A 26,206-nucleotide genomic window follows, 5' to 3' on the forward strand; every position below is an offset into this window, starting at 1 on the left:
TGACTCCTCAGACTTTATTCATATCAGAAGTGATTGTTTTTTTAACCGACTCTTTTTTTACCGGCTCGCTTATGTTGGGGCGCAGAATATATAGGAATATTGCGGTGACAATAACGCCGATAACCATATCGATGGCATACCATACAGGTGCTTTATTGACGCCTGCGATAGCAATTAACCCGCCGTGTGGAACCATTGATTCAACGCCGTGAACCATTGCCAGGCCAGCACCGACAGCGCTGCCGATAATTATTGATGGCAGAACGGTCTTCAGGTTTTTAACGGCGAAAGGAATGGCGCCCTCGGTAATGCCAATTAACCCCATAAAGGCAGCAGAGGTTCCCATTCGTCTTTCATCTTCAGCCCATTTACGTGGTGAAATAAAAGTAGAGAGGGCAATGCCCAGTGGCGGAATAGCGCAGGCAACACGGTAAGCGCCGTTCGGACCATAAATACCTTCAGCCATTAATGCGAGAGTAAATGCCGTTGCGGTTTTATTTACCGGGCCACCCATATCAAAGGCCGCCATGGCCCCGACAATCAGACCAAGTACCAGTCCACTGCTTCCCTGCATATGGGAGAGCATGGAAACCAGCCATTTCATGGCAAAACCGATGGGTCCAATCAGTACATACAGATAGAGCATGCCGACGATGACGCTTGAGACGATAGGAATAATCATGATCGGCATAACCGGCATCAGCACCTTACCGACTTTCCAGCCTTTTACCCATTTAGCCACGTAGCCGCTGAGAATACCGAGCAGCATCGCCCCCAGAAAACCGGTTACCACGTGGTCTGCGCCCAGCGGCGTGCTGGCCATAAAACCGGTGATTAAACCCGGAGTCAGCCCCGGTTTACCGGCGATAGAGTAGGAGATATAAGCCGCCAGCACCGGGATCATCATTCCGAGGCCCGCGCTGCCGATAGCGCCGAGGTTTAATAAGAATGGGTTGGTCACCACCATGCCTTTACCCGCGACCGGCTCACCACCAATCAGGGATAGTGCCAGGCAGATACCGCCGACCACCACCACCGGCATCATATATGACACCCCGGTACTGAATGCTTTAACTAAATCATCCTTGATGACTTTCATTTTTTCCGACATTTTCATCCTCCAGGACCCTTTATTTTTATGATGACTGCGATATTCAGGCACAATCATCCCCGGACGCGTTTGCGTCGTAATTTAAATAAAGAGTTCGCAGAAATTTAATTAACGTTATTATTCACCGGTACCGAATGTCGAAAGTAAATAAGGACCGGTGGGTTGTTTTATTGCACCAGTTTTTCAGCCCGGTCAATAATCGCTGCTGGATCGCGAACCACTTCTGCCGGGTTCAGCGAAATAACCAGTCCGGCGTCTTCTTTTTCTTCAAAACGCTCGACGCCTTCTATACCAATAGCAATCGCCAGAATAACCACGTCCGCTTCGGCAATCTCATCTTCGCTTAATTCATTTTCAATTCCCATGCCGCCCTGAGTTTCGACCTTGACGTCATAACCTCTTTTTTTGCACTCCTGCTCGATAGCTTCCTGTGCCATATAGGTGTGGGCGACACCGGTAATGCATGCTGCGACTCCGACAATCTTCATGAGTGACTCCTGATTTTTTATTTGGCTGTGGTTTTAAACATTGCTTAATAAATCCTGATTTCATACGGCCAAAGTATTGGCCATCAGGTTGTAGAGTACGTTGACGTTTTCGGCCTGTTTTATTTCATTGCGGAAATCCTCTTTCATTAGCTTTCGGGCAAGCGTGGAGAAATATTTCATATGCTCATTAGGGTCGGCGGATTTACTCACCGTCAGCATGAATACGGTTTCGACTTCCTGATCGCCCCACATAATGGGCGACGCAAGGGTTGCCATACTGATGGTGGAGTAGTGAATATGGTCTGACTTGGTGTGCGGAATGGCGAAGCCATAGCCCACGGCGGTGGAGAATGAGTCTTCGCGGGCCCAGATATCATCGGTTAATTGATCCCGATTATCGGTGCGATGGTGCAGCCACAGATTGTCGGTCATCTTTTTGATAACTTCGTTTTTATCGCTGGCCTGTAGTCCGCAGAGAATAAACTCTGGAGCGAGGATCGGCATTTTGCTGACCGCTTTTACGTCCGGTGAACTCAGCGCGACTTTGACATCAGCGGAACGTTTTAACGCCACAATATCCTGTACCAGCCCCTGGCATTTGGCAAAACTCAGCTCCCGCAGCGCATGTTTTACACCCGGAATAGAGGTGCCACTCATGCTGAGTTCGTCAAAGCCCATGCCAACGAACAGCGGCAGAAAATCTTTGCTGGCACCCAGCTCTCCGCAGATACCTATCCACTTGCCCGCGCGGTGGACTTCGGCGGCGGCATACTGCATGGCGCGCAGGAATGCCGGAGCATAGTTATCGTATACCGCCTCAACCTGCGTATTTCCACGGTCGGCGGCAAAAAAGTACTGCGTCAGGTCGTTGCTGCCCACGCTGAAGAAATCCGCGTATTCCGCTATTTCACTAATCGCGAAGATAACGGAGGGGATCTCCAGCATCACGCCGAGCGAGATGCTGTCGTTGAATGCCAGCCCTTCATCACGCATCGTACTTTTGACCTCTTCGAGGACTTCACGGCACCAGATAACTTCATCAACGTTGGCGATCATCGGGATCATGATTTTGGCATCGCCAAAAGCCGAGGCGCTGAGGATAGCCTTGAGCTGCATGGCGAAAAGGTCGCGATAACGCGGATAAGTTCGCACCGCCCGGAAGCCGAGAAACGGGTTTTCTTCTTCGCCGATGCTCATATAGTCGACAGGCTTATCACCGCCAATGTCGAAGGTGCGGAAGATAACCGGCTTCCCTTGTGCAACCTGTATCACCTGGCTGTAGAGCTCAGCCAGTTCGTGGTAGTCCGGTGCGGATTCGCGGTCCATGAATGACATTTCGGTACGAAATAGTCCGATGCCTTCAGCGCCGTTACTGAAGGCTGCCTCGGCTTCCGCCAGGCTGGCAATATTGGCGGCTATCTCAACGCTATGATGATCGCTGGTGGTTGCTGCCTGATAGACGTTAGCCAGCATTTGCTGCTGCATACTCTGCTGAACGGCAATTTCATTCTGGTAATAGCGCAGAACTTTCTCATCCGGTGCGATAATTAAAATACCCGGATTGCCATCGATAATAATGTCCATGTCTGCATTTAGCTGTAGGGTCGAAAAATCAATATCTGTCAGAGTCGGGATACCGAGCGAACGTGCAAGGATAGCGGTGTGCGACGTTTTACCCGTGGCGGATAATACCATCCCGGCAAGAAACTCTTTATTGATCCCGAGAAACTGGCTTGGTGTCAGACTGTTGGCCAGAATAATCGATGGTTGCGTTAATTCAAGACTGTTCTGCGGTAATATACCCGGGCCATAGATCGCAGAAAGTAATTGTCCGGTAATATCGAGAACATCCAGGGTCCGCTCTTTAATGTATTTGCTTGATGAGCGAGTAAGAATTTCACAGAATTCCATTGCAGCTTTAATCACCGCATCCCAGGTATTGTCACCACCGGAAATCGCCGAGGAGATATGGCTTTGAAAGGTCGCATCGGTGATAATGGAAAAATGCGCCTGTAAAATATCGTGTTCAACGCCTTTTTTAATTTCCAGCGCAGCCTGCTTCTCTTGCTTAAGCGCCTCTAAACCCGCCAGAAAAATACGCTGCTGATGCTCCGTGGAATACTCACCGCCCGGGTTACGCGCCAGCATTTCGTCCAGAGACAGACTCTGAATACGAACGGGTTTGGCAATGGCAACACCGCCGCTGATGCGTGAACCCTGAATAAAACTGAGCTGAGTCTCCCGCAGCGAACGCGGGAGATAGCCCGCAGGCACTGCGGCTTCATCTGCATGGCTAACCTCGAAGGAGGGCAGTTTTTTAAGCAGCGCACTCAGCTGCTGAGCCGCGTTTGCAGCATCTTTACCGCTGATGGTAATTTCACAGGCGTCGTTGAGTAAGGTATCGGTGGCGACAATCGAGAGAGCGCTTTTACCATTACCCTGAATGCCGCTGCGAATATTATTCCAGCACACCTCAGATTGAAAGGTATTACACAATCGTTCGATATGTCCCGCCGGTCTGGCGTGAATACCATCCTTCAGCTCACATTGATACGTAATTATCTGTGACATCATTGCTCCCGATAATCTTTTAGCCCTGGCTAATTAATTTTTTCTGCAGGTTTGAGTGCCTGCCTTTCATGTTTTATATCCTTCATCGTTCTCAGCTAGCTTTGAATAGAAAAAAAGTGACCTTTGCTTGAATAAAAAAGCCTGATTATTATTTTGTGATCGAGGTCATGAAATTATATAGAATTACTGTGATGTGTGTATTGCGAGATGATTTAAGTAATTGTGATGGCAGCCGCACTATTATTAACGGGTGAGCAGTGGTCACGTAATTGCTATTAAAGTGACTTTCTTTCTATTCAATGGTCATGGGTAATGGAGTACAAAATAATACACACTCTATTTATTTCGTTGTGGTAATTACGATGCATTTTCGTGGAATATTACTAGATTTAGACGGGACGCTGGTGAACTCGCTGGATTTCGTTGAGGCCTCCTGGCGTTTATGGGCCACTACAAAAGAGCTGGATCCGAGGGCGGTATGCCATTATCTCCACGGTAAACCCGCTTTGAGTACGCTGCGCCACTTTATGCCCGATGCCAGTGAACAGATCATCATCGACGAATTTCTCGCGCTGGAAGAGTTTGAAGCGAGCAATACTGACGGCATCACTGCGGTTAACGGGGCTGTTGATTTTCTCCGCCAGCTTGAGCAGTTGCAGGTCCCCTGGGCCATTGTGACTTCCGGGTCGCTGAAGGTTGCCTCAGCACGGATCCGACAAGCCGGTTTCCCCGTTCCGCCGGTGCTGGTGACCAGCGAAGATATTCATCATGGCAAGCCGCATCCGGAGCCGTTCCTGACGGGTGCAGCCCGACTCGGTCTTTCTCCCGCTAATTGCCTCGCTTTTGAAGACTCCACTGCCGGTCTGCTTTCTGCCACCCAGGCAGGGTGCGTGGTGGTTGAAGTCCTGACCCGCCAGTCTGTAGTTCACGATATCGATACCTGGAAAACCATTGATAACTACCTCGACCTGCGCGTAACGCGCAAGGGCGAGGCAGATTTTTTACTTAAGATTCAGAGGGAGTTTTAAATGTCATCACGAAAAACCCTGGCCAATGCCATCCGTATGCTGAGTGTCGATGCCGTTCAGCGGGCAAATTCCGGTCATCCGGGCGCACCGATGGGAATGGCGGATATTGCCGAAGTCCTGTGGCGGGATTTTCTCAACCATAACCCGAATAACCCCGCGTGGGCCAACCGCGACCGTTTTGTACTCTCCAACGGTCACGGCTCAATGCTGCTCTACAGCCTGCTGCACCTTACCGGCTACGATTTGCCGATTGATGAGCTGAAAAACTTCCGTCAGCTGCATTCGAAAACGCCGGGGCACCCGGAAGTGGGTTACACCGCGGGCATCGAAACCACCACCGGGCCGCTGGGGCAGGGGATAGCCAATGCGGTCGGCATGGCTATCGCCGAGAAAACTCTCGCGGCGCAATTTAACCGCCCGGGCCACGACATTGTCGATCACTTCACATATACCTTTATGGGCGACGGTTGCATGATGGAGGGCATTTCTCATGAAGTTTGCTCCCTGGCCGGGACGCTGAAGCTCGGTAAGCTGGTGGCGTTCTACGACGATAACGGCATCTCTATCGATGGTCACGTCGAGGGATGGTTCACCGACGACACCGCCAAACGCTTTGAGGCTTACGGCTGGCATGTGGTACGCGGAGTCGATGGGCATGATCCTGAATCCATCCGTGCCGCGATTGATGTTGCAAAGTCGATTACCACCATGCCGACGTTAATTATCTGCAAAACGGTGATTGGTTTTGGCTCTCCGCATAAAGCGGGTACTCATGATGTCCACGGCGCGCCGCTGGGCGAGGCTGAAGTGGCGGCAACGCGTGAAGCGCTGGACTGGCCGTATCCACCGTTTGTTATCCCCACTGAGATAGCTTCGCAGTGGGACGCCCGCAAATCAGGGCAGGCTAAGGAGGCTGCGTGGAACCAGCAGTTTGCCACATACGCGAAAGCGTTCCCCGAGCTGGCAGATGAATTTACCCGTCGGGTGAATGGGCAACTGCCTGCAGATTTTGCCAGCAAGGCGCAGGCGTTTATTGAAAAATTGCAGGCCAAACCGGCGAAAATCGCCAGCCGTAAAGCGTCGCAGAATGCGATTGAAGCCTTTGGTCCGCTGTTGCCGGAATTCCTCGGCGGATCTGCGGATCTGGCTCCATCGAACCTGACCTTGTGGTCCGGCTCTAAAGCGATTAACGAAGACAGCGCCGGGAACTACATTCACTACGGCGTGCGTGAGTTCGGTATGACCGCTATCGCCAACGGTATTGCGCTGCACGGTGGCTTCCTGCCGTACACCTCGACGTTCCTGATGTTTGTCGAATACGCACGCAACGCGGTGCGCATGGCGGCGCTGATGAAGCAGCGTCAGGTGATGGTTTATACCCATGACTCCATTGGCCTGGGCGAAGATGGCCCGACCCATCAGCCGGTCGAGCAGATTGCCTCACTACGCATGACGCCGAACCTCAGCACCTGGCGTCCCTGCGATCAGGTTGAATCGGCGGTGGCGTGGAAATATGGTGTTGAGCGACAGGACGGTCCGACTGCGCTCATTTTTTCCCGGCAAAACCTGACCCAGCAGGAACGGACCTGGCAGCAGGTGCAGGATATCGCGCGCGGCGGCTATGTACTGAAGAATTGCGAGGGGCAACCGCAGCTGATCCTTATCTCGACCGGCTCGGAGGTGGAGCTGGCGGTAGCCGCATGGCAGCAACTGACGGCTGAAGGTGTGAAGGCACGGGTGGTCTCCATGCCGTCCACCGATGTCTTCGACAAGCAGGATGCGGCGTATCGTGAAGCGGTGTTGCCGCAGGCGGTTTCTGCGCGTATTGCCGTGGAAGCGGGGATCGCGGATTACTGGTTTAAATATGTCGGGCTGAATGGCGCGATTATCGGTATGCAGACCTACGGCGAGTCCGCCCCGGCGGAACAGCTTTATCAGGAGTTTGGCATTACCGTTGAGGTGGTGTTGCAGCAGGCAAAAGCGCTTCTGGCTTAACCTTTAACGGCCCCTTACATGCTAAGGGGCCGCTTTTCATTAAAGGGAGAGATAACATGTATCCCGTTGACCTTCATATGCATACCCTGGCCAGCACCCACGCCTATAGCACGGTTCATGACTATATCGCCGCCGCGGTGCGTAAACATATTCGCCTGATCGCCATTACCGACCATGGCCCGGAAATGGTTGATGCGCCGCATCCGTTTCACTTTAATAATTTGCGTGTGCTGCCGCGCGTTGTCGATGGTGTGGGGATCCTGCGCGGTATTGAGGCCAATATCAAACCTGGTGGTGAGACCGACTGTAGCGACAAAATGCGTGCGTCGCTGGATTTAGTGATTGCTGGATTCCATAAGCAGGTGTTTGCGCCAGCGGACATTACCACCAATACCGATGCGCTGATTGCAGTAATAGCGAGCGGTAAGGTGCATATTATCAGCCACCCCGGTAACCCGGAGTATCCGATTGATATCCCGGCGGTGGTGGCCGCGGCTAAGGAGTGTCATGTGGCGTTGGAGGTCAATAACGCCTCTTTCGTCCATTCACGTAAGGGCAGTGAGGGGAACTGTCGCAAAATTGTAGCAGCCGTGCGCGACAGCGGCGGACTTCTCTCATTGGGTAGCGATTCACACAGCGCGTTTTCTCTGGGGGACTTTAGCGCCTGTCAGCATCTGCTGGTGGAGGCTGATTTTCCAGCATCAAGAGTGCTGAATACCTCTGTGCGACGAGTGCTGACGTTTCTGGAACAGCACGGCGGGGGGCGGATAGCCGAGCTTTATGCGCTTCCTGGCTAAAAATCTTGTGGGTTAAACCCTCTCCCAATAATGGGAGAGGAAGTTCGGCGTGTCTGTGCGGTTTTGAGACTGGACTGTTAGAGCCAGGGAAAACCACCTACAGGTCAATAACGTTGCCTCGCGGCAGATTTAAAGACTTACGAATGGCGGCGATAACCTCAGTTGGTTTGAGTAACAGCGAATTAATACAAACATTCAGAATACGGCAACCCTCAAAGCGTGAAGGATTATCGATAGTAATATCGGATGCGATGATGGTGAGCTCAGACTCGAAAATATCTTTATCGGTAATTGGATTCTTAAGCCCCAGTACGCCCTGAGTCTCAATTTTGATCGCAAAGTGATACTGCTTCGCCAGTTTTTCCAGCTGCTCTGCGGCCATGTACGTATGCGCCACGCCGGTCGCGCACGCGGTCACCGCCACAATATGCAGATGACGTTCGCTGGAGAAAGGCTGAATCTCATCTCTTGTTGCACGAGTGGTCATGATCTTGCTCCTTTATTTTTGCGGCGGTATTCAAGCGGCGTACAGTCGTTGATATCGCGAAACACCTTGCAGAAATAGTTAGTATCTGTGAAACCGCACTTTTCTGAAACTTCGTTTATTTTCAGATTGGTATTGGTCAGCAGCGTTTTTGAACGTGAAATGCGGGCTAACTTGAGATATTCGTTAAATTTCACGTCTGACTCCTTCGAAAACAGACGCGACAGATAGCCTGGGGAAATATTAAACGTTTCGGCGACGCTTTCCCGGCTAATGTCCGTGTGGTAGTGACTATCGATATGGCTCTTAATTTCGTCCAGCAGTGAGAAGGGAGCCCGCTGGTTATTCAGGCCATCGGTAATTTGATATAGCAGGTCGTTAAGCAGCGCATAGACCACGTGGGCAAAGGTCTCGCTGGTGGTATCTTGCGACCACGCCAGCGATTCAGCCAGGTCGAGAAGCCGATCGCGAACCGTACTGCTGGAGTTTTGCAGATTGTACTTCTCTACCTCTTTAAACTGCGTGCCATCCCAGTTGCTGATGCTGAAACCGACGTCCTGCTTCCAGAAGACTATCGACATGCAAATAACCGGGCTTTCCCACAGCGGCGAGTTCCAGCTATTGGCGGGGATATAGGTGATGGTGCCGACCGGACGTTCATATTTCACGATGCGGTCCACGCCTTTCGGCAGCAGCATGCGAAGTGTGCCCTTTACCGTCAACTCAATGCGCGGAACGTGCAAATGGTAGGCCATCGCCGGAGCCTGCATATTGCCGTTAGCTACCATGACGCCTTTGTCTATCGAGCCCTGAGCGCTGAATTCACTGAGAATAGATTGAATAAATGTAGCCATATTATGCCCGAGGTTTGATAACTGTCTTCAGGACTTTCACCGCAAAGGCGGTGGTGATGCTCCCGGCGACCACCGAAACGATGTAGCCAAAATGGTTGCTGACTACCGGTAATACGATAAGTCCGCCCCACGGGGCGGCGTTGGTTGCGCCAAACCATAGTGAGAGGATCGCCGCAACCGCACTGCCAAGCATAATTGCCGGGATCACCCGTACCGGATCCGCCGCCGCAAACGGAATTGCCCCTTCTGTTATCCCCATAAAGCCCATAATTATCGCTGGCTTACCGGCTTCTCGCTCCACATCATTAAAGATGTCTTTAAACAGAAAGGTTGCCAGCGCCAGCCCCAGAGGCGGAGTACAGTCGGCGGCAGCGACTGCCGCCATCAGCTGCGGGTTCGTTGAGATCAGTGCAACAGCAAAGAAAAAAGCGGTTTTATTCATTGGTCCGCCCATGTCAACGGCGATCATGCAGCCCAGGATGGTACCGAGGATAATAAACGACGCGCCCTGCATATTGCCAAGCCAGACGCTAAGCCACTTCATCAGCCCGGCAATCGGGTCGCCAATGATGTAATACACCGCCATGCCGGTGAGGAAGGTCCCGATCAGCGGAATAATAAATATCGGTAATACCATGCGCAGGAAGTGGGGGATTTTAAGCCGGGCGATCAGGTTCAACAGAACATAGACGACCAGCCCGGCAATAATCCCGGAGAGCATGCCGCCTAAAAATCCGGCGCCCATCTGATAAGCCATCAGGCCGCCGATGGCACCCGGCGCGATGCCCGGTTTATCGACCATCGAATACGCGATAAATCCTGACAGGATGGGGATAAACAGGGTTAAGCCAGCCATACCAATTTGCGACATGGCCTTCAGGAAACCATGGTCCGGTACGGCGGCTTCCCCGTTAAACATCACCGCGAGCGCCAACAGAACACCACCAGCGACGACAAACGGGATCATGTAGGAGACGCCGGTCATAAAATGTCGTTTAGTATTTTTTAATAGTTTTAACATGTCAGCCTCGTAACGTTTGCTGCTCAGAAGACCAGAGTTCTGGATATCAGCGTGTAAAGCGCTTCCGGGCTTTTTGCCGCTTTAATCTGGCTGACAAATTCATCATTCATGAGCATGCGCGCCAGGCTGGAGAAGTACTTCATATGCTCGTTATCCTGCGCGGATTTGCTAATCGTCAGCATGAACAGGGTATCCACCATGACGCCGCCCCAGGCGATAGGTTGCCTGAGCGTGGCAATACTGACGGAGGAATCCCTGACAGCGTCCGTTTGGGCATGGGGGATAGCAAAGCCCGAGCCAACGACGGTAGGAAAAGGCACTTCGCGAGCCCAGATATCACTGCAGAGCCTGTCACGTGTATTGGTGCGCTGCTGAAGCCACAGGTTATCAACCATCATTTTGATAGCCTCGTTTTTATCAGCGGCGTCAATTCCCCATAAAACCATCTCCGGCGACAGTAGCGGCTTTTGCGCCGCACTAACGCTCGAGTTTTGTAATGCGGCTTTGAACTGTTGTGCGTTGTGATTTTGCAAAAGATTCTGCGTCAGCGACCGGCAATCTCCGGCACTGAGTTGGCCCAGGGCGTGCTTAATCCCCGGAATCGCGGTGCAGTTCATACTCAATTCATCAAAGCCAATGCCGATAAGCAGTGGGAGAATGGTTTCGTCAGCAGCGAGTTCACCGCACAACCCGACAGGCTTACCGGCGCGATGAGCCTCTTTCACTGCGAATTGCAGGGCGCGTAAAAACGGTGGCGTGCAACTGTCATAAAGCGTTTTTACCTGTGCATTACCTCGGTCTGCGGCGAAAAAGTATTGCGTCAGGTCATTACTGCCCACGCTGAAGAAATCCGCATGTTCTGCCATCTCTGCCATAGAAAAGAGTACCGAAGGTACTTCCAGCATGATTCCGAGCGCTGTCTGTTCATCAAATGCCAGACCCTCGTGGCGCATCTCCTGTTTAACCGATTCCAGTACCTCACGACACCAGATAAGTTCTTCCACCCGAGAAATCATCGGCAGCATAATTTTGGCTTTACCTGATGTTGAGGCGCTCAGAATAGCCTTCAGTTGGGTGGAAAAAAGGTCGCGATATTGCGGATAAGTACGCACTGCCCGGAAACCAAGAAACGGGTTTTCTTCATTGTCGACGCTTAGGTATCCAACCGGTTTATCACCGCCGATATCGAAGGTGCGAAAGATAACGGGCTTCCCCCCTGCCAGAGTAACAACCTGTTTATACAGGTTTGTCAGTTCAGCGCAGGAGGGCGGGTAATCGCGGCCCATATATGTTATCTCGGTGCGAAACAGGCCGATGCTTTCCGCGCCGTTTTCAAAGGCCGCCTGCGCTTCGGCCAGGCTTGCAATATTAGCGGCTACCTCTACGCGATGCCCATCGCGGGTTCTTGCGGGCGCTAAAGCATTTTCCCGCAGCCGCTGCTGCATATCCTGCTGGACGGCAATTTCATGACGGTAGTAGCGCAGAACTTTCTCATCCGGATGGGTAATCAGGATCCCCGGCTCACCATCAATGATTATCAGCTGATCGACATCGAAATCCAGCGATGAAAAATCGATATCCGCCAGGGTTGGGATACCTGACGAACGAGCCAGTATGGCTGTATGGGAGGTTTTCCCCGTAGAGGAGAGCACCAGACCTGCAAGGTGTTTGCGGTTTAGCGCCAGAAACTGGTTGGGGGTCAGATGACTGGCGAAAACAATTGTCGGTTCATTTAGCAAAGGTGGGTGGTAAGCCAGAGCCTGTTCGCCATAGATCGCACTGATGAGCTGCGTCGCAATATCAAGAATATCCAGGGCGCGCTCCTGCAGATACTGGCTAGGCGAGCGCTCAAGCTGATGGCAAAAGTCAAGGGACGCCTGCGCGATGGCCGACCAGGCATTCATGTTGTTATTCAGATAACCGATCGCACTATCCTGAAATGCGATGTCGGTTATCAGAGATAGATGTGCCGCAATAAGATCGTGTTCAATACCCTGGTTTTTTCCGAGTGCGGCCTCTTGCTCTACGCGTAACGCATCTAATCCGGTAAGAAAGCGGGCTTTTTCACTTTCAATATTGCCGATATACCCTGGATTGCGGGCGATAATATCGGTGAAAGTCAGGCTCTGCATTATCTGTGGTCTGGCGATGGCTGCGCCTTTATTTATGCGAGTTCCCTGAATCACCTGTGGGTTCAACTCGCGCAGGCAGCGGGGCAGATACCCCTGCGTGGTTATTGGTTCCGGTTCAAGGCTAAAAGTCGGGAGATCGGAAAGCAGCGTGCGCAACTGGACTGCGGCCTGCGTTTCATCCTCTCCGCAAAGGGTGATGCGGCATGTATCGTTTACCAGCGTGTCACTGGCAATCAGCGAGAGGGCGCTTTTCGCATTTGCCAGTAGTCCCGTACGGGTGTTTTCCCAGTCGATATCTGCCCGGAACAGATTACATAGCCGCGCGATGTATCCGGCAGGCCGGGCATGAACACCTTCGTGAAGCTCACATACATAGGTTATAACCACCGCCATCTCGACTCCTGAATGCCTTCGCGCGTCAATGTGTTGCCGATCTCGCTATCTTTCCCTGTTCGCAACGGTGATGACATAGTAAAAAAATGACCTTTTCTTAAAAATAGTAACCTGATTGTGATTTTGTGACTTTTGTCATATTTATGAATGATTAATTCTCAATTACTTGTTTGATTTAGTTTGTTTTTTTGTTTCTGGCTTTTGAGCCGTTTTTGCAATATGGATCACAAATTTAAAGCTAATACAAACAGGTTCATGAAATGGTGCGGGGGTAGGCAGGATAATCTGTTTCCGGCATGTCTATTCACGACTTCTCCGGCGGCATCTATCACTATGGCGTTAGCAGATATGTATCTGATTCAAAACTATCTGAGTTATCTGCCTGATTAATCAAACGAAATAAGGGTCCGCAATAGAGTACGGACCCGTCCGGGTATTAACGACCTACGCGAGCCCGATGCTCAGGAGAATAACGCTCGCCGACGATTTTAATCGTTTCAAGCGCCTGGGTTATCTTTCGCGAGTCATCCTGAGAAAGGATGATGTCGGCGGCCCCCAGGTTTTCTTCCAGCCGGTGCAGTTTCGTGGTACCAGGGATAGGAACAATCCACGGCTTTTGTGCCAGCAGCCATGCCAGCGCGATTTGTGCAGACGTCACGCCTTTCTCTGCCGCCAGTTCACCCAGCAATGAGACCAGCTTTTCATTGGCTTCAATCGCCTGCTCGGCGAAACGCGGCACGGTGCTGCGGTAATCATCTTTGCCAAAAGTGGTTCCTGGCTTAATCGAGCCCGTCAGGAAGCCTTTGCCTAATGGGCTGAAGGGAACGAAACCAATGCCCAGTTCCTCCAGTAACGGCAGGATCTCCTGCTCAGGCTCGCGCCACCACATGGAGTATTCGCTCTGCAGCGCCGTAACAGGTTGTACGGCATGCGCACGACGAATGGTTTGCGCACCCGCTTCGGACAGACCGAAATGTTTAACTTTGCCTTCAGCGATCAGGTCTTTCACCGTTCCCGCAACATCTTCAATCGGGACATCCGGATCGACACGGTGTTGATATAGAAGGTCAATGACATCAGTCTTAAGACGGCGTAATGATCCTTCCACCGCTTCACGGATATGCTCCGGACGGCTGTTTAAAATCTGCTGCTTGTTGTCGTCGCCAAAAGTAAAACCAAACTTGGTGGCGATGACCACACGGTCACGAAACGGTTTTAAGGCTTCGCCGACCACCTCTTCATTAAGGAAAGGGCCATACACTTCAGCGGTATCGAAGAAGGTGACGCCACGTTCAACCGCTGCGCGAATGAGTTCGATAGCTTGATGAGTATCGGTCGCCGGGCCGTAGCCGTGGCTTAAGCCCATGCAGCCGAGCCCAAGTGCGGAGACTTCGAGTCCTGATTTACCCAGATAACGTTTTTGCATTGAATGAATACCTCTTTTATCGCGACTTAAACATCAAGTTTGCGGCCCGTCAGCCATTCCACCATCGCCGGGTCGCGGTGAGAGAAGAAGGCGCTGGTTGCAGTGTCGAGGGCAGCAATCTGCAGCATATCTTCAGAGCTGAGTTCAAAATCGAGAATGTTGATGTTCTCTTCCATGCGTTCTTTGCGCACCGATTTCGCCAGCGAAACGATGCCTCGCTGGAAGATCCAACGCAGCACAACCTGACCCACGCTTTTGCCGTACTTCTGGCCAATTGCCGTTAACACGGGATGCTGGAACAGGCCATTTTTACCCTCTGCAAACGGTGCCCAGGCTTCCGGCTGAATGCCATGGCTTTGATTCCATGGAACCGCATGCAGCTGCTGGTTGAAGGGGTTAACTTCAATCTGGTTCACCGCAGGAGTCACTTTGTTGAAGGCGATAAGGTCGGCCAGTCGGTCAGGATGGAAGTTGCTGACGCCAATGGCGCGGATTTTGCCAGCCTGCTGCAGTTCTTCCATCGCACGCCATGCCCCATGGACATCGCCGTAAGGCTGGTGAATCAGATACAGGTCAACGTAATCAAGCTGCAGTCGGTTCAGAGAGCGTTCGAACTGGGCTTTCGCGCCTTCATAATTAGTATCCTGCAGCCACAGTTTGGTGGTGACAAACAGTTCATCACGGGCGATGCCGGTCTGTTTCAGCGCGTTCCCGACCTGGGTTTCATTCTGGTAAGACGCGGCGGTATCGATCAGGCGGTATCCCGTATCGATGGCATCAATAACGGCTCTTTCGCATTCAGCGGCATCAGACATCTGAAACACACCAAAGCCCAGCAGGGGCATTTCAATCCCGTTGTTCAGTTTTACAGTTTGCATGACGTTATCCTTCAGCAGTTGTGTAGGAAAAGCATAACGCAAAGTGATTTATTCGATTAGATGGGGTAATTAGCTAGGGTTTATTAGATGTGTTCATTAATTTAGAGGGGGAAGGAAGGTCGGCTTTGTGCCAGGAGCGGACGTTGCTAAGTTATATGGCGTCTCAGGTCACCACCACTTTCTATTAGCAGCGGGAATCGCCGCCATTCATTTGGCAGTGACCCAATTATGTACGAAAAAAAAGAATTAACCGTAAATGGTTTAATTCAGGAACTGTAGGTTTAACCCAAAGAAAATCTGCCAGTGAGGTTGTCCTGGACCACGGTCCGCAACCGACCCTTGAGGCTCCACAAAGAAGTTGTAGACGGTTTTATCCTGCTTGATAACCTGTCCAATACCTAAACCCAGCGGAACGCTGTAGCTGTCATTCTGGAAGTTATAGACCCAGATAGGTGCTGCTCGCAGATAAGTGCCGCCACCCAACTGATAGAATAAAAATGGCTGAAAAGTACCGAGATTCACATCGTTTCGGTTGTCTTCTCCGGCAAAGCTATGCTGCCATGAGGCCAGATAACCGTACTGGAATTTTGGCGAACTGGCATCGAAGAGTACGTTGACCAGACCCGCAGACCATTTTTCTGTTCCCAGAGCATCTTCAGTAGCAGTCGGCGCCGTGATTTGTGGACCGAAACCAAAACTCACTGCCGGATTACCGGTATCAATAAGCCATGATGCAAATAAGTTCAGATCACCTAAGCCTGTTTTATGCCCCCCGGTCGGCGCAACCGGATAGGTATTAATTGGTAATGAACCACGCAGCAGCCATTTGCTGTCACCTAGTGAAAAAGGTTGCGCATAACGGAACCAGAACTGATTGGCATCCTGATCCGTACCGCTGACATCTCCGATGTAATAGTTCTGCATATTGAATGCTGTCATATTCGCCAGAGGGTTGTTTGCCTGCGCCGCATCCGGGGCATGCTCTTGGGCAGCATAGGCATAAGATGAGGCAAGGCATAAAAATGAAGGCAAAATCGAGTATGAAAGACGCATAGGATTACCTGAAGTAAGTCCCCTGCAGCCGTGACGCCGCAGGGGATTTATTTATGGTGTGACGATATTGAACCAGAACTCAAACTTGTCCATATAGCCCAACATCTCATCGAGCTTCGCACCATTCCCTGTGACCTTAACCTCGCCATTATCTTCAGCCTGCTTCAGAGTTTCTTCTTTCAGGATGATTTTATTTAGCGTGTCACGGTTCAGAGCAATCGTGGCATCGGCGTCTTTAGCTTCAGCATTCGCCGTATGATTCAGTACGCCGTTTTCCAGCTCCAGCTTGTACTTGCCGCCGTCGCTGCCGAGATCGATATTAAATACCGCTTTGGCATTACCGGCTTTTTCACCGTTGATATGTACCGCCAGGAAATCGAAGAACATTTCAGGCGTCATCGCACGAACGGTATCCGGGCTTGCAGTATTCGGCGTCGGGCCTTTAACCACACCATTGCGCAGCTCCTGAGCACCGGTCAGGTAGAAGTTACGCCATGGGCCGGACTCAGCCTGATAACCCAGTTGCTCCAGTGCGTCCGCTTCCAGGTTACGCGCATTCTGGTTATTTGGATCGGCAAACACCACCTTACTTACCACCTGAGCAACCCAACGGTAGTTACCCTGGTCAAAGTCGGTTTTCGCTTTCTGAAGAATCGCATCGGCACCGCCCATGTATTCAACAAATTTCTTAGCCGCTTCTTCCGGTGGTAATTCATCAAGCGTTGCCGGGTTGCCATCGTACCAGCCGAGATACAGCACATAGGTCGCTTTCACATCGTGGCTGATGGAGCCGTAATAGCCGCGGTTAGCCCAGGTTTTTGCCAGGCTGTCCGGTAGTTTGAAGTTGGCTGCAATTTCATCGCGTGTCAGGCCTTCGTTGGCCATGCGCAGGGTCTGGTCGTTGATATAACGATACAGGTCACGCTGGCTTTTCAGCAGGCCAACCACGTTTTCGTTACCCCAGGTCGGCCAGTGGTGCTGAGCCATAATGATTTCGGCTTTGTCACCCCAACGCACAATGGCTTCGTTGATGTATTTCGACCAGGGCAGCGGTTCACGAATTTTCGCGCCGCGCAGGGAATAAGTATTGTGCAGAGTGTGAGTCACATCCTCTGCGGCTTCGATGAGTTTCTTCTCTTCGATATACCACAGCATTTCAGACGGGGCTTCTGAACCCGGTGCCAGCATGAAGTCATAAGTCAGACCATCAATGACTTCCTTCTGACCATCTTTTTCAATGATGTTGGTGGGGGCAATCAGCGTCACGGTACCCGCTGAGGTGGTGGTGCCCAGACCCGCGCCGACCTGGCCGGTGGCTTCAGGTTTCAGGAGGTTGCCATACATATAGCTGGCACGGCGGCTCATGACATTGCCCGCCATAATGTTTTCCGCGACCGCTGCTTCCATGAAGCCTGCTGGCGCATAAACTTTTACCTTCCCGGATTTCACATCCGCTTCATCAACCACACCACGCACGCCGCCGTAGTGGTCAACATGGCTGTGAGTGTAAATGATGGCGACAACAGGTTTATTGCCGCGATTTTTGAAGTACAAATCCATGCCGACTTTTGCTGTTTCCGCTGAAACCAGCGGGTCAACGACGGTAATACCTTCTTTACCCTCAATGATGGTCATGTTGGATAAGTCGAGGTTACGGATCTGGTAAACGCCCTCAGTCACTTCAAACAGACCGCTGATGTTGATCAACTGAGACTGTCGCCAGAGGCTCGGGTTTACAGTGTCAGGGGATTTTTCCCCTTCTTTGATAAATGCATACTGTTGCGGGTTCCAGATAACATTTCCCTGCTCGCCTTTAATCACGTCCTGAGGTAAAGCGGCGATAAAGCCTTTGTGAGCATTCGTGAAATCGGTGTTATCAGAAAAAGGAAGCTGGTTATAAAGTGCATCGTTGGCTTGCTTTGTTGATGCGGTGGCACCTTTTGGTGCTTCCTGCGCGAACAAAGGTGTCAGTGCAGTGGAGGAAAGTAACCCTGCCAGTGCAAGACTTTTGACGATCAACTTAAGTCTCATTTGTACCCCTCATGTGTAAACCTTCTAACGACTCAGTCTTTTCGAATAATTACTTCTGGAAATCATTCATTAATTCAAATAATTAAAATGGCCGCTTACCATTTTCATTTTTTAAATATAACCAAGGAGTTACATTTCGCCACTTATGGATACAAATAAATTATGTTTGTACGACTGTAGGTTTCTAACTCTTTTAGCAAGTGAAATACGTCCGCTGCTCGCTCAAAGCAGACCTTGGAAATGAAAGCAGAGGGACTACCTGACACAATTTTGTACAGTGAAGAGTCGGTCGTTGTTAACGTTCAGATTTTCAATGTATCAATGACCATCCGCAGGGCGGGGGAGACGTTGCGATGAGGGTAATAGAGAAACAATCCTTCCATTCGCAGGCTGTAACGCTGTAATACCCTGATAAGCTTACCGTGTTCTAAATCATCGTCGACCAGTTCAACAGGGACATAGGCTAACCCGAGGCCCAGCCGGGCGGCTTCTGCTTCCATATAGCTGTCGGATAGGGCCCATTGCCCTTCAGGCCGGTGGGTAATTTTTTTATCATCCTGATTGAGTTCCCACTGGTATACGCTGCCGTCGGCAAACTGATAGGCGATACAGGGATGTGCCTTTAAATCAGTCGGGGTTTGCGGAAAACCATAGCGACGAAAATGTTCCGGAGTCCCCACAATCGCCATCTCCATATCGGGCGTGATGCGCACCGCGACCATGCCCTGGCCGACTTCAGGCCCCAGACGGACACCAGCATCGAATCGCTCTTCGATGATATCGACGAACCGGCTCTCATTCATCAGTTCCAGTCTGATATCAGGATAGCGCTGTTTAAATACCGCCAGCTTTGGCAGCAGGCATTTATCAATCGCGTGCTGGCTGGCATTGATACGTACCGTACCGGAGGGCGTCTCTCGATAGTGCGCCAGCGTGGCAAGCCCAAGATCTAACGTATCAAATCCAGATGCCGTCTTCTGGTAGAGCTGCTCGCCTGCTTGCGTCAGCGATAGTTTACGCGTGGTGCGCACCAGCAGCTGGACGCCCAGCCTTTCTTCAAGCTCGCGAACAGAACGGCTGACTCCTGACTGAGCAAGCCCCAGCCGCTGAGCCGCTGCGGTAAAGCTGCCTTCCCGCACCACCTGCATAAACAGGTACAGCTCGTTGTAGTTCTCCCTTTTCGCCATTGAAAAATCCCCCGGAATGACAGCAAATTCAGTATTAATTTATAACAATATGATATCAATCTTAGCAGTAATCGCCCCCTAATCAGCACTAATTCTGCTCACTATAATGACCCCATCAAAGCAAAGCACCGCAGCGTTGTCCGTCGGAAACCTGTATCTCTCTGTTGTTTTTTATGGGGATTTTTATGAAAGCCTTCACCCGAACGCTAAAAACCGCGATGCCGGCCATGCTGTTATTCGCATCATTAAGTGGAGTCACGACAATGAGTTATGCTGATTCAACCAATCCTAATGCCTCTGTGTCCATGACAGATAAATGGGATAAAACGTTCGCCGAGAGCCAGAAAGTCGAACATCGTAAAGTCTCGTTCCCGAACCGATATGGCATCACCTTAGTGGGCGATCTTTACCTGCCTAAAGACCGTGGCGATCGCAAGCTGGCGGCGATTGCGGTCAGTGGGCCATTTGGCGCGGTGAAAGAGCAATCCAGCGGCCTGTATGCGCAGACGCTGGCGGAACAAGGGTTTGTTACCCTGGCGTTCGATCCTTCTTACACCGGGGAAAGCGGCGGCTATCCGCGAAACGTCGCCTCACCGGATATCAACACTGAAGATTTCAGCGCGGCGGTGGATTTCTTAGGACTGCAAAAAGAGGTGGATCGCAACCGTATCGGGCTGCTCGGTATTTGTGGCTGGGGCGGCATGGCGCTGAACGATGCCGCGATGGATACCCGCGTTAAAGCGGTGGCTACCAGCGTGATGTACGACATGAGCCGGGCGATGGGCCATGGTGTGGGGGATGGCAAAGACCGTTATTCCACCGCCGACCGTCGTGCTGTTCTGCAATATCTGAATGAACAGCGCTGGAAGGATGCGCAGAGCGGCACGTTCGCACACGGTGCTCATGATATTAGCGTCGACAGCAACGGCAAGGTCAGCGCGGGCGAGCGCGTTCTGCCAGAAACGCTGCCGGCAAATCCACATCCGGTACTGAAAGAGTTCTTTGACTACTATCGCATGCCGCGCGGCTTCCACGAACGTTCCGTTAACTCGACCGGGGCGTGGACGGCAACGATGCCGCTATCATTTATGAATATGCCGCTGCTGAGCTACGCCAGTGAAATCACCATCCCGACGCTGATTGTGACTGGTGAAAAAGCGCATTCACGCTATTTTGCTGAAGATGCTTACAAGGCGGTCGGTAGTAAAGACAAAGAGCTGGTGGTGGTGCCTGGGGCAAATCACGTGGATCTGTACGATAACGTGGCCGGAAAAATACCTTTCGCGAAATTCGAACAATTTTTCCAGACCAAACTGAAATAAACCCTCTCCTGAATTGATGCAAAGCCACCGGCCTCTGGCTGGTGGCTTTTATCCTGGCCTTCGTGAAATTTCACTATGTCGACGCTAAACCAAACACCATCACCTCATCATCAGCGCGCATACTGGGGCGGTATTTTTGCCATGACCCTGTGCGTGTTTGTGCTGATTGCTTCTGAATTTATGCCCGTCAGCCTGCTCACGCCGATTGCCCGCGATTTAGGCGTGACGGAGGGGTTGGCTGGGCAGGGGATTGCTATCTCCGGCGCACTGGCGGTTCTGACCAGCCTGACGCTTTCAACGCTAGCAGGAAAGATGAATCGTAAATTCCTGCTGCTGGGAATGACGGTTCTGATGGCCGTATCGGGGCTTATTATTGCGCTGGCTTCCAGTTATCTGATGTATATGATCGGTCGCGCGATGATCGGTATGGCGATTGGCGGATTCTGGTCGATGTCTGCGGCAACGGCGATTCGTCTGGTGCCGCAGCAACAGGTCACGCGTGCGCTGGCGATTTTTAATGCCGGTAATGCGCTGGCGACGGTCGTGGCCGCGCCGCTGGGAAGCTATCTGGGTGCCACGGTCGGATGGCGAGGCGCTTACTTGTGCCTGGTGCCCATCGCGGTGGTCGCCTTTATCTGGCAGTGCATCAGCCTGCCCAGTATGGATGCGAATAAAAGCCGCACGTCACCTGGCGATGTATTCCGCATACTTAGCCGCCGCGTGGTTGCGGTTGGCATGCTGGCCTGCGGCCTGTTTTTCATGGGCCAGTTTACGCTATTTACCTATGTGCGCCCGTTCCTGGAGACCGTGACGCGGGTTGATTCCTCAGGCTTGTCGTTGATTTTGCTGATTATCGGCGTAGCCGGTTTTATCGGCACGCTGGTTGTTTCGACATTCCTCAACAGAAAATTCTACCCTACGCTGATGGCCATACCTGGGTTGATGGCCGTCATTGCCATCGGCCTGATGCTGACCGGGCATCTGGTCTGGACGGTTTCGTTGCTGTTAGGGCTCTGGGGCATGCTGGCCACCGCTGCGCCAACCGGATGGTGGACATGGATTGCGCGTACGTTGCCTGATAACGCAGAAGCCGGAGGCGGGCTCATGGTCGCGGTGATTCAGCTCTCCATCGCCCTTGGATCAACGGCAGGAGGCATCGTGTTTGACCACCTCGGTTGGCAGAGCACGTTTGCCATGAGTAGCGTGCTGCTCCTTTGCGCGGGCGTACTGACCTTTTTTACAGCACGCCAGAAGGCCGGTGCGCGTTAATCCGGCGAGGGCCCGCGCTCCAGAAAAGTGGAAAGCGCAATATAGCTGCGTACGGAACGTACGCCCTCAAGGCTCTGAATCTCCATCAGGAAATTTTCCAGCGATTCGGTATCGGCGGCGCGTACTTTGATAAAGACGCAGCCGTCGCCGGCAACGGTATGCAATTCTTCCACCTCCTTGCGGCTGGTGAACTGCAAAAGGGCGCGCGTCGCCTGATAGCTACTGGTGTCGATAACCAGAAACGTTAACAGCGTCCGTCCCAGCTTGCAGCCATCCAGGACCGCCACGGTACCCTTGATCACCCCATCGCGCTTCAGTCGTTTTACGCGATCGTGAACCGCCGGGGCTGATAAGTTCACAATCTCACTCAATTCCGTGTAGCTGCGTCCTGCATCCTCTGCCAGGGCACTTAATATTTTTCGGTCAATGGCATCCAATTCCGCCGGTTTATGTCTTGTCTGACGAATACCATCTTTTTCTTTATCAAATGCGCTCATAGGGCTTCTCAATCTGAATGAAAATATGAATATACTTAATTCTACCTAATATTATTAAGCCATAAAACGAATAATGGAGTTGCAATGCCTATCGCACTTTTCGCCCTCGCCGTGGGCGCATTTGGTATCGGCCTGACGGAATTTGTCATCGCCGGGATCCTGCCACAAATCGCAGCAGAATTTAGCGTCAGTATCCCGAAGGCGGGAATGATGGCGACGTCATACGCGCTGGGCGTATTTATTGGTGCACCGCTGTTAACGATTATTGGCGCGAGGATCCCCCGCAAGGCCATGCTGATTACGCTGGCGGGTATTTTTACGGTCGGTAATATCATTACGGCCATCGCGCCGACGATGGCGATAGCAATTGTCGGTCGTATTATTACCTCTTTTAATCACGGTGCCTTTTTTGGTATCGGCTCGATTATTGCCGCATCGCTGGTGGCGCCCGGACGCCAGGCAAGCGCCATTGCCTTTATGTTTTCGGGGCTGACGTTAGCCAATCTGCTTGGCGTTCCGGCGGGTACGTGGCTTGCGCAAACCTTTAGCTGGCGGCTGGTATTCTGGATCATTGCTGGTATCGGGGTGCTGACGATGGCAAGCATAGCCGTGCTGGTTCCGCATATTGCGAAAGGCAAAGCGATTGCTTTACGCAACGAACTGAGAGCCTTTGTTGACCCGCAGGTGCTGCTGGTCATGGGGATCACGATTTTCGGTCCGGCCGCCTTTTTCACCTCGATTACCTATATTGCGCCAATGATGGTGCAGGAGGCCGGTTTCTCCTCAGGCGGCGTGGCAGGGTTAATGGTGCTGTTTGGTCTGGGACTTGCTGTCGGTAACTGGATTGGTGGACGCTTCGCTGACCGCTCTCTGTTTGGCACGCTGTTCGTTACCCTCGCGGCTCAGGGGTTGGTGCTGCTGGTCTTCTGGGCGGGTGTTGAAAGCCAGTGGGTTGCCGGCATCTCAGTCTTCCTGATGGCGGCCTTCGGCTTCGCGACGGTCTCACCGATTCAGAAACTGGTTATGGAGCGCGCCAGCCATGCGGGAGCCCCGACAATGGCGGCCTCGGTCAATATCGGCATGTTTAATCTGGGAAATGCGCTGGGGGCATGGGCCGGTGGGGTAACCATTGCTGCGGGTTTTGGACTGGCTTCTCCGAACTGGGCGGGCGCAATTCTGTCCTTCATTGCGTTGGGCCTCGCTGTTCTTGCATGGCAAAGTGCGCGTAAAGGTTATATTTTGCCGGTACTTGAATAAGTTACACAAGGCGATGAGCGCCCACTATGTGTTGGGCGCTCTTTTAAATGATTTAGGTGATTTTCTAAAACGGCTACTGCAGATTTTTCTCTTTCAAAAACTGACTCACCAGGTCAGCAATCTGCACATTATTGAGATCAGAGAACGGGAAGTGGGTATTCCCTTTGATTCCCACTTCAGGCAGATGCGTCACCGTGACATCCCCGCCATGCTTGTTCACCACATCACGCCATTCGCGAGCCATTGCAAGGCGTACGCGCCAGCTGTCCTGCGCGGGCATGGCGACAGGTTTATCCGGTATGTTATCGCCGTAAATAATCAGAATCGGGATTTTGGTCAGAGCCATAAACTGCTCCATCGGCACTGGTTCACCCTTCAGCGTGTCGAACGCGCTTGGCATAGGGGCTGGGAGTTCTTTTTCCGGGAAGACAAAGCTGCTGCCAGGCTCGAAGGCGACGATGGCTTTGACCTTGTCATTTTTCATCGCCGTATACCAGCCTGGTCCGCCACCCTGAGAGTGGGTGAAGAGGATTGCCGGGCCGGATTTATCCACGACGGCGGACATCGCATCAGAGATAACATTGATATCAAACGGCCCGGTATTTGGGGTCATCTGACGGAAATACTGATTCAGTGCTTCTTTGTCGTGAGAGAACTGAACGCCCTTAAAATACTCTGGCCACACGCCAACGCGGAACTGATTGAACCACATCTGTTCATCCGGCTTAGGCGTAACAGTACCTTCTACAGTAGTGCGTCCGGCGCTGCCCCGACGCGGCTGATCGACAAGATAAGTTGAGAACCCGCGACGCAGGAAAATGTTCTGGAACCCTTCGCGACCATCCGGGGTACTTTCCCAGGTACGGGAGAACTGACCTGCGCCGTGCAGCATGACGATAGGGTATTTATGCGGATTCTCCGGGATTTGGTAGAACACTGAGGCATGATCGCCATGATAGGTTTGGCCAGCTGAATCCAGCGGCTTTTTTGCATCAAATGTTCCTGGTGCGGTGATGATAGTGCCACCAGCAGAAAAGCTTCCCTGTTCCTGAATGACCAGCGGCTCGGCGTATACCGACTGAGCCATCAGGCCACCCGCCATCACGCAGATGGCCAGCGTTTTTAAGATTGTCTTCAAGATTACATCCTCTGTTATGTTTGCCGTTCAATCATATCTGAGTAGTCAGCGTTAATTATTTAGCACCCCTGATTGCCCTTATTTGGCAGACTCATGAATGCGGACGATTAACTGCGTATTGTCTCTAACCAACTTGTTACCGTTTCAGTGGTTCTTCGCTCCTGGTCGCATTCAATGACCAGCGGTTTTTCCCGACGCACAGTTGGGGCGAGACTGGCAAGGATGTCGTCGCTGTCTCCTTTACCGTAGCCACCGTGAGTAATAAAGGGGATGAGTAATTTGCCCGCAAGGTTGTGGCTGCTGAGAAATGCTTGCACTACAGGCGGCACGCTGTTCCCCCAGATCGGAAAGCCTAAATACACGGTCTCGTAGCGTGAGATATCTGCAACGCTATTTTTTAATGCCGGTTTTACGCCCCGCTCACGCTCATTTTTCGCCTGTTCAACTGTCTGAAAATAGTCTTCTGGATAAGGCGTAGCCGGTTCGATTTCAAACAGATCGGTATTCAGGCTGCGGTGAATGACGCCAGCAATGACTCGTGTATTTCCGCTGCGGGAAAAGTACGCCACCAGAACACGGCTTTTACCCTGCACGTTTGCGGTTCCGGTCGCAGCTGATGCAAAAGAAACGTTCGCCAGCGTAAGCCCGGCAAGTGCGGTGATTAACATTCTGCGGCTGGGATCATGCTCCATAATCCACTCCTAATTGTTTGCGAGCGCCTGCTGCAGCGCCTTTTCAGCTCGCGTTGCTGCATCATTTTCGCCATGTTCACGCAGAACCTGTGCCAGCTGGCGCAGCTGCGACGCCGTCAGGCCGACCCGCATGCTTGCTCGCGTATGCGACAGCAGTTGTGATTCGACACCCGGCGTGGCCGCTAATGCGCCAACCGTTGCCAGCTCGCGGCTTTGCCAGTCGAGGTTATCACGGGCGAAAATGTCGCCGAAAAGGTGCGTTTGCAGGAACTGGTTAATCACCGGAGCAAAATCAAACAGCGGGCCCTGGACGGGAGCGCCTGAGATTTTTGTCTGGTTTGCGGTACCGATGCGGCGAAGCTCATCCCCGACAGAGACCGGGGCAACCGGTTCTTTACCCTCAATGTCTTCGATGCCACGTTGTTTACGTGCTTCGACGACCTTCATCAGTTCACTAAGCGCATTCAGGCTACGGGGGAAGCCCGTAAAGGGGATGAGAGGGGGATAGTGCTGCGGTTGTCATACTATGGAGTTCTGGCATAAAAACAGTCAGACATCTCGGCATTTATCAACTCGTTCAAT

21 protein-coding genes and 1 pseudogene are annotated in these 26,206 nt (G+C 52.0%); 6 read left to right on the forward strand and 16 right to left on the reverse strand.

Annotated elements, in window-relative coordinates; all coding sequences use genetic code 11:
* Positions 1 to 7: 7 nt before the first annotated feature.
* The 3 genes from OGY10_RS16850 to ptsP (OGY10_RS16860) all read right to left on the reverse strand — a co-directional run bounded on the left by OGY10_RS16850 (position 8) and on the right by ptsP (OGY10_RS16860) (position 4,170).
* The gene (locus tag OGY10_RS16850; protein ID WP_047368014.1) at positions 8 to 1,111 is read right to left on the reverse strand and encodes a PTS fructose transporter subunit IIC; all 1,104 of its coding nucleotides are present in this window, start codon (positions 1,109 to 1,111) and stop codon (positions 8 to 10) included.
* A gap of 167 nt (positions 1,112 to 1,278) precedes the next feature.
* Positions 1,279 to 1,599, reverse strand: a complete 321-nt coding sequence (locus tag OGY10_RS16855) for a PTS fructose transporter subunit IIB (protein ID WP_001515335.1) — start codon at positions 1,597 to 1,599, stop codon at positions 1,279 to 1,281.
* Positions 1,600 to 1,659: 60 nt separating this feature from the next.
* Complete coding sequence (gene ptsP, locus OGY10_RS16860; RefSeq protein ID WP_001515334.1) at positions 1,660 to 4,170, reverse strand: phosphoenolpyruvate--protein phosphotransferase; 2,511 nt, start codon at positions 4,168 to 4,170, stop codon at positions 1,660 to 1,662.
* 362 nt (positions 4,171 to 4,532) lie between these two features.
* Here ptsP (OGY10_RS16860) and OGY10_RS16865 point away from each other — a divergent pair, with 362 nt between their 5' ends.
* The 3 genes from OGY10_RS16865 to OGY10_RS16875 are packed head-to-tail and all read left to right on the forward strand — an operon-like array spanning position 4,533 to position 7,990.
* Positions 4,533 to 5,198, forward strand: a complete 666-nt coding sequence (locus tag OGY10_RS16865) for an HAD-IA family hydrolase (protein WP_024191304.1) — start codon at positions 4,533 to 4,535, stop codon at positions 5,196 to 5,198.
* Positions 5,199 to 7,193, forward strand: a complete 1,995-nt coding sequence (gene tkt, locus OGY10_RS16870; RefSeq protein ID WP_004105531.1) for a transketolase — start codon at positions 5,199 to 5,201, stop codon at positions 7,191 to 7,193.
* A gap of 56 nt (positions 7,194 to 7,249) precedes the next feature.
* Positions 7,250 to 7,990, forward strand: a complete 741-nt coding sequence (locus tag OGY10_RS16875; protein WP_001515331.1) for a phosphatase — start codon at positions 7,250 to 7,252, stop codon at positions 7,988 to 7,990.
* A 97-nt stretch (positions 7,991 to 8,087) separates the two neighbouring features.
* Here the strand turns inward: OGY10_RS16875 and OGY10_RS16880 are convergent, their stop codons facing one another.
* The 9 genes from OGY10_RS16880 to OGY10_RS16920 all read right to left on the reverse strand — a co-directional run bounded on the left by OGY10_RS16880 (position 8,088) and on the right by OGY10_RS16920 (position 19,449).
* Entirely contained in the window at positions 8,088 to 8,477 is a 390-nt protein-coding gene (locus tag OGY10_RS16880) for a PTS fructose transporter subunit IIB (protein WP_001515329.1), read from the reverse strand.
* Positions 8,474 to 9,328, reverse strand: coding sequence for a helix-turn-helix domain-containing protein (locus OGY10_RS16885; RefSeq protein ID WP_001515328.1), 855 nt, complete (start codon positions 9,326 to 9,328; stop codon positions 8,474 to 8,476). The genes OGY10_RS16880 and OGY10_RS16885 overlap by 4 nt, the downstream gene beginning before the upstream one ends.
* A 1-nt stretch (position 9,329) precedes the next feature.
* Entirely contained in the window at positions 9,330 to 10,349 is a 1,020-nt protein-coding gene (locus tag OGY10_RS16890) for a PTS fructose transporter subunit IIC (protein WP_024274694.1), read from the reverse strand.
* Positions 10,350 to 10,372: 23 nt separating this feature from the next.
* The gene (gene ptsP, locus OGY10_RS16895) at positions 10,373 to 12,874 is read right to left on the reverse strand and encodes a phosphoenolpyruvate--protein phosphotransferase (protein WP_063444333.1); all 2,502 of its coding nucleotides are present in this window, start codon (positions 12,872 to 12,874) and stop codon (positions 10,373 to 10,375) included.
* A 436-nt stretch (positions 12,875 to 13,310) separates the two neighbouring features.
* Positions 13,311 to 14,300: an aldo/keto reductase gene (locus OGY10_RS16900; RefSeq protein WP_072420593.1), complete on the reverse strand. Its 990-nt coding sequence runs from the start codon at positions 14,298 to 14,300 to the stop codon at positions 13,311 to 13,313.
* 26 nt (positions 14,301 to 14,326) lie between these two features.
* Positions 14,327 to 15,178 carry an aldo/keto reductase gene (locus OGY10_RS16905; protein ID WP_063444331.1) on the reverse strand — a complete coding sequence of 284 codons (852 nt, stop codon included), beginning with the start codon at positions 15,176 to 15,178 and terminating at the stop codon, positions 14,327 to 14,329.
* Between the two features lie 261 nt (positions 15,179 to 15,439).
* Entirely contained in the window at positions 15,440 to 16,231 is a 792-nt protein-coding gene (locus OGY10_RS16910; RefSeq protein WP_072420592.1) for a hypothetical protein, read from the reverse strand.
* A gap of 51 nt (positions 16,232 to 16,282) precedes the next feature.
* A complete protein-coding gene (locus tag OGY10_RS16915; protein ID WP_072420591.1) occupies positions 16,283 to 18,262 on the reverse strand; it encodes an alkyl/aryl-sulfatase in 1,980 nt (659 codons plus the stop codon).
* A 302-nt stretch (positions 18,263 to 18,564) separates the two neighbouring features.
* Positions 18,565 to 19,449: a LysR family transcriptional regulator gene (locus OGY10_RS16920; RefSeq protein WP_063444329.1), complete on the reverse strand. Its 885-nt coding sequence runs from the start codon at positions 19,447 to 19,449 to the stop codon at positions 18,565 to 18,567.
* 263 nt (positions 19,450 to 19,712) lie between these two features.
* On the opposite strand from OGY10_RS16920, the gene OGY10_RS16925 reads away from it, so the two are divergent.
* Together OGY10_RS16925 and OGY10_RS16930 are read left to right on the forward strand one after the other, a co-directional pair.
* Complete coding sequence (locus OGY10_RS16925) at positions 19,713 to 20,771, forward strand: alpha/beta hydrolase (RefSeq protein ID WP_131797909.1); 1,059 nt, start codon at positions 19,713 to 19,715, stop codon at positions 20,769 to 20,771.
* Positions 20,772 to 20,912: 141 nt separating this feature from the next.
* Positions 20,913 to 22,040, forward strand: coding sequence for an MFS transporter (locus tag OGY10_RS16930; RefSeq protein WP_063444327.1), 1,128 nt, complete (start codon positions 20,913 to 20,915; stop codon positions 22,038 to 22,040).
* Here OGY10_RS16930 and OGY10_RS16935 read toward each other — a convergent pair.
* A complete protein-coding gene (locus OGY10_RS16935; protein WP_087050470.1) occupies positions 22,037 to 22,537 on the reverse strand; it encodes an Lrp/AsnC family transcriptional regulator in 501 nt (166 codons plus the stop codon). The genes OGY10_RS16930 and OGY10_RS16935 overlap by 4 nt on opposite strands.
* Before the next feature lie 84 nt (positions 22,538 to 22,621).
* On the opposite strand from OGY10_RS16935, the gene OGY10_RS16940 reads away from it, so the two are divergent.
* On the forward strand, positions 22,622 to 23,794 hold the full coding sequence (locus OGY10_RS16940; RefSeq protein WP_063444326.1) for an MFS transporter: 1,173 nt from the start codon (positions 22,622 to 22,624) through the stop codon (positions 23,792 to 23,794).
* A gap of 73 nt (positions 23,795 to 23,867) precedes the next feature.
* Here OGY10_RS16940 and OGY10_RS16945 read toward each other — a convergent pair whose 3' ends face one another.
* From OGY10_RS16945 to OGY10_RS16955, 3 genes and pseudogenes are all read right to left on the reverse strand, one after another.
* Positions 23,868 to 24,932 (reverse strand): alpha/beta hydrolase, encoded by a 1,065-nt coding sequence (locus OGY10_RS16945; RefSeq protein ID WP_072420589.1) that lies wholly within the window; start codon positions 24,930 to 24,932, stop codon positions 23,868 to 23,870.
* Positions 24,933 to 25,039: 107 nt separating this feature from the next.
* A complete protein-coding gene (locus OGY10_RS16950) occupies positions 25,040 to 25,624 on the reverse strand; it encodes a flavodoxin (protein ID WP_072420588.1) in 585 nt (194 codons plus the stop codon).
* Between the two features lie 9 nt (positions 25,625 to 25,633).
* Positions 25,634 to 26,122: pseudogene (locus tag OGY10_RS16955) on the reverse strand (carboxymuconolactone decarboxylase family protein); the annotation flags it as partial.
* Positions 26,123 to 26,206: the final 84 nt, after the last annotated feature.

The sequence above is a fragment of the Citrobacter sp. Cpo148 genome (assembly GCF_030332375.1).
Taxonomy (GTDB): Bacteria; Pseudomonadota; Gammaproteobacteria; order Enterobacterales; family Enterobacteriaceae; genus Citrobacter; species Citrobacter portucalensis.

Coding starts and splice junctions, on each gene's coding strand:
- ptsP (WP_063444333.1), bottom strand. CDS start 12,874: ATGGCGGTGGTTATAACCTATGTATGTGAGCTTCACGAAGGTGTTCAT.
- OGY10_RS16950 (WP_072420588.1), bottom strand. CDS start 25,624: ATGGAGCATGATCCCAGCCGCAGAATGTTAATCACCGCACTTGCCGGG.
- tkt (WP_004105531.1), top strand. CDS start 5,199: ATGTCATCACGAAAAACCCTGGCCAATGCCATCCGTATGCTGAGTGTC.
- OGY10_RS16890 (WP_024274694.1), bottom strand. CDS start 10,349: ATGTTAAAACTATTAAAAAATACTAAACGACATTTTATGACCGGCGTC.
- OGY10_RS16880 (WP_001515329.1), bottom strand. CDS start 8,477: ATGACCACTCGTGCAACAAGAGATGAGATTCAGCCTTTCTCCAGCGAA.
- OGY10_RS16915 (WP_072420591.1), bottom strand. CDS start 18,262: ATGAGACTTAAGTTGATCGTCAAAAGTCTTGCACTGGCAGGGTTACTT.
- OGY10_RS16885 (WP_001515328.1), bottom strand. CDS start 9,328: ATGGCTACATTTATTCAATCTATTCTCAGTGAATTCAGCGCTCAGGGC.
- ptsP (WP_001515334.1), bottom strand. CDS start 4,170: ATGTCACAGATAATTACGTATCAATGTGAGCTGAAGGATGGTATTCAC.
- OGY10_RS16865 (WP_024191304.1), top strand. CDS start 4,533: ATGCATTTTCGTGGAATATTACTAGATTTAGACGGGACGCTGGTGAAC.
- OGY10_RS16925 (WP_131797909.1), top strand. CDS start 19,713: ATGAGTTATGCTGATTCAACCAATCCTAATGCCTCTGTGTCCATGACA.
- OGY10_RS16905 (WP_063444331.1), bottom strand. CDS start 15,178: ATGCAAACTGTAAAACTGAACAACGGGATTGAAATGCCCCTGCTGGGC.
- OGY10_RS16920 (WP_063444329.1), bottom strand. CDS start 19,449: ATGGCGAAAAGGGAGAACTACAACGAGCTGTACCTGTTTATGCAGGTG.
- OGY10_RS16930 (WP_063444327.1), top strand. CDS start 20,913: ATGACCCTGTGCGTGTTTGTGCTGATTGCTTCTGAATTTATGCCCGTC.
- OGY10_RS16935 (WP_087050470.1), bottom strand. CDS start 22,537: ATGAGCGCATTTGATAAAGAAAAAGATGGTATTCGTCAGACAAGACAT.
- OGY10_RS16940 (WP_063444326.1), top strand. CDS start 22,622: ATGCCTATCGCACTTTTCGCCCTCGCCGTGGGCGCATTTGGTATCGGC.
- OGY10_RS16850 (WP_047368014.1), bottom strand. CDS start 1,111: ATGTCGGAAAAAATGAAAGTCATCAAGGATGATTTAGTTAAAGCATTC.
- OGY10_RS16910 (WP_072420592.1), bottom strand. CDS start 16,231: ATGCGTCTTTCATACTCGATTTTGCCTTCATTTTTATGCCTTGCCTCA.
- OGY10_RS16900 (WP_072420593.1), bottom strand. CDS start 14,300: ATGCAAAAACGTTATCTGGGTAAATCAGGACTCGAAGTCTCCGCACTT.
- OGY10_RS16875 (WP_001515331.1), top strand. CDS start 7,250: ATGTATCCCGTTGACCTTCATATGCATACCCTGGCCAGCACCCACGCC.
- OGY10_RS16855 (WP_001515335.1), bottom strand. CDS start 1,599: ATGAAGATTGTCGGAGTCGCAGCATGCATTACCGGTGTCGCCCACACC.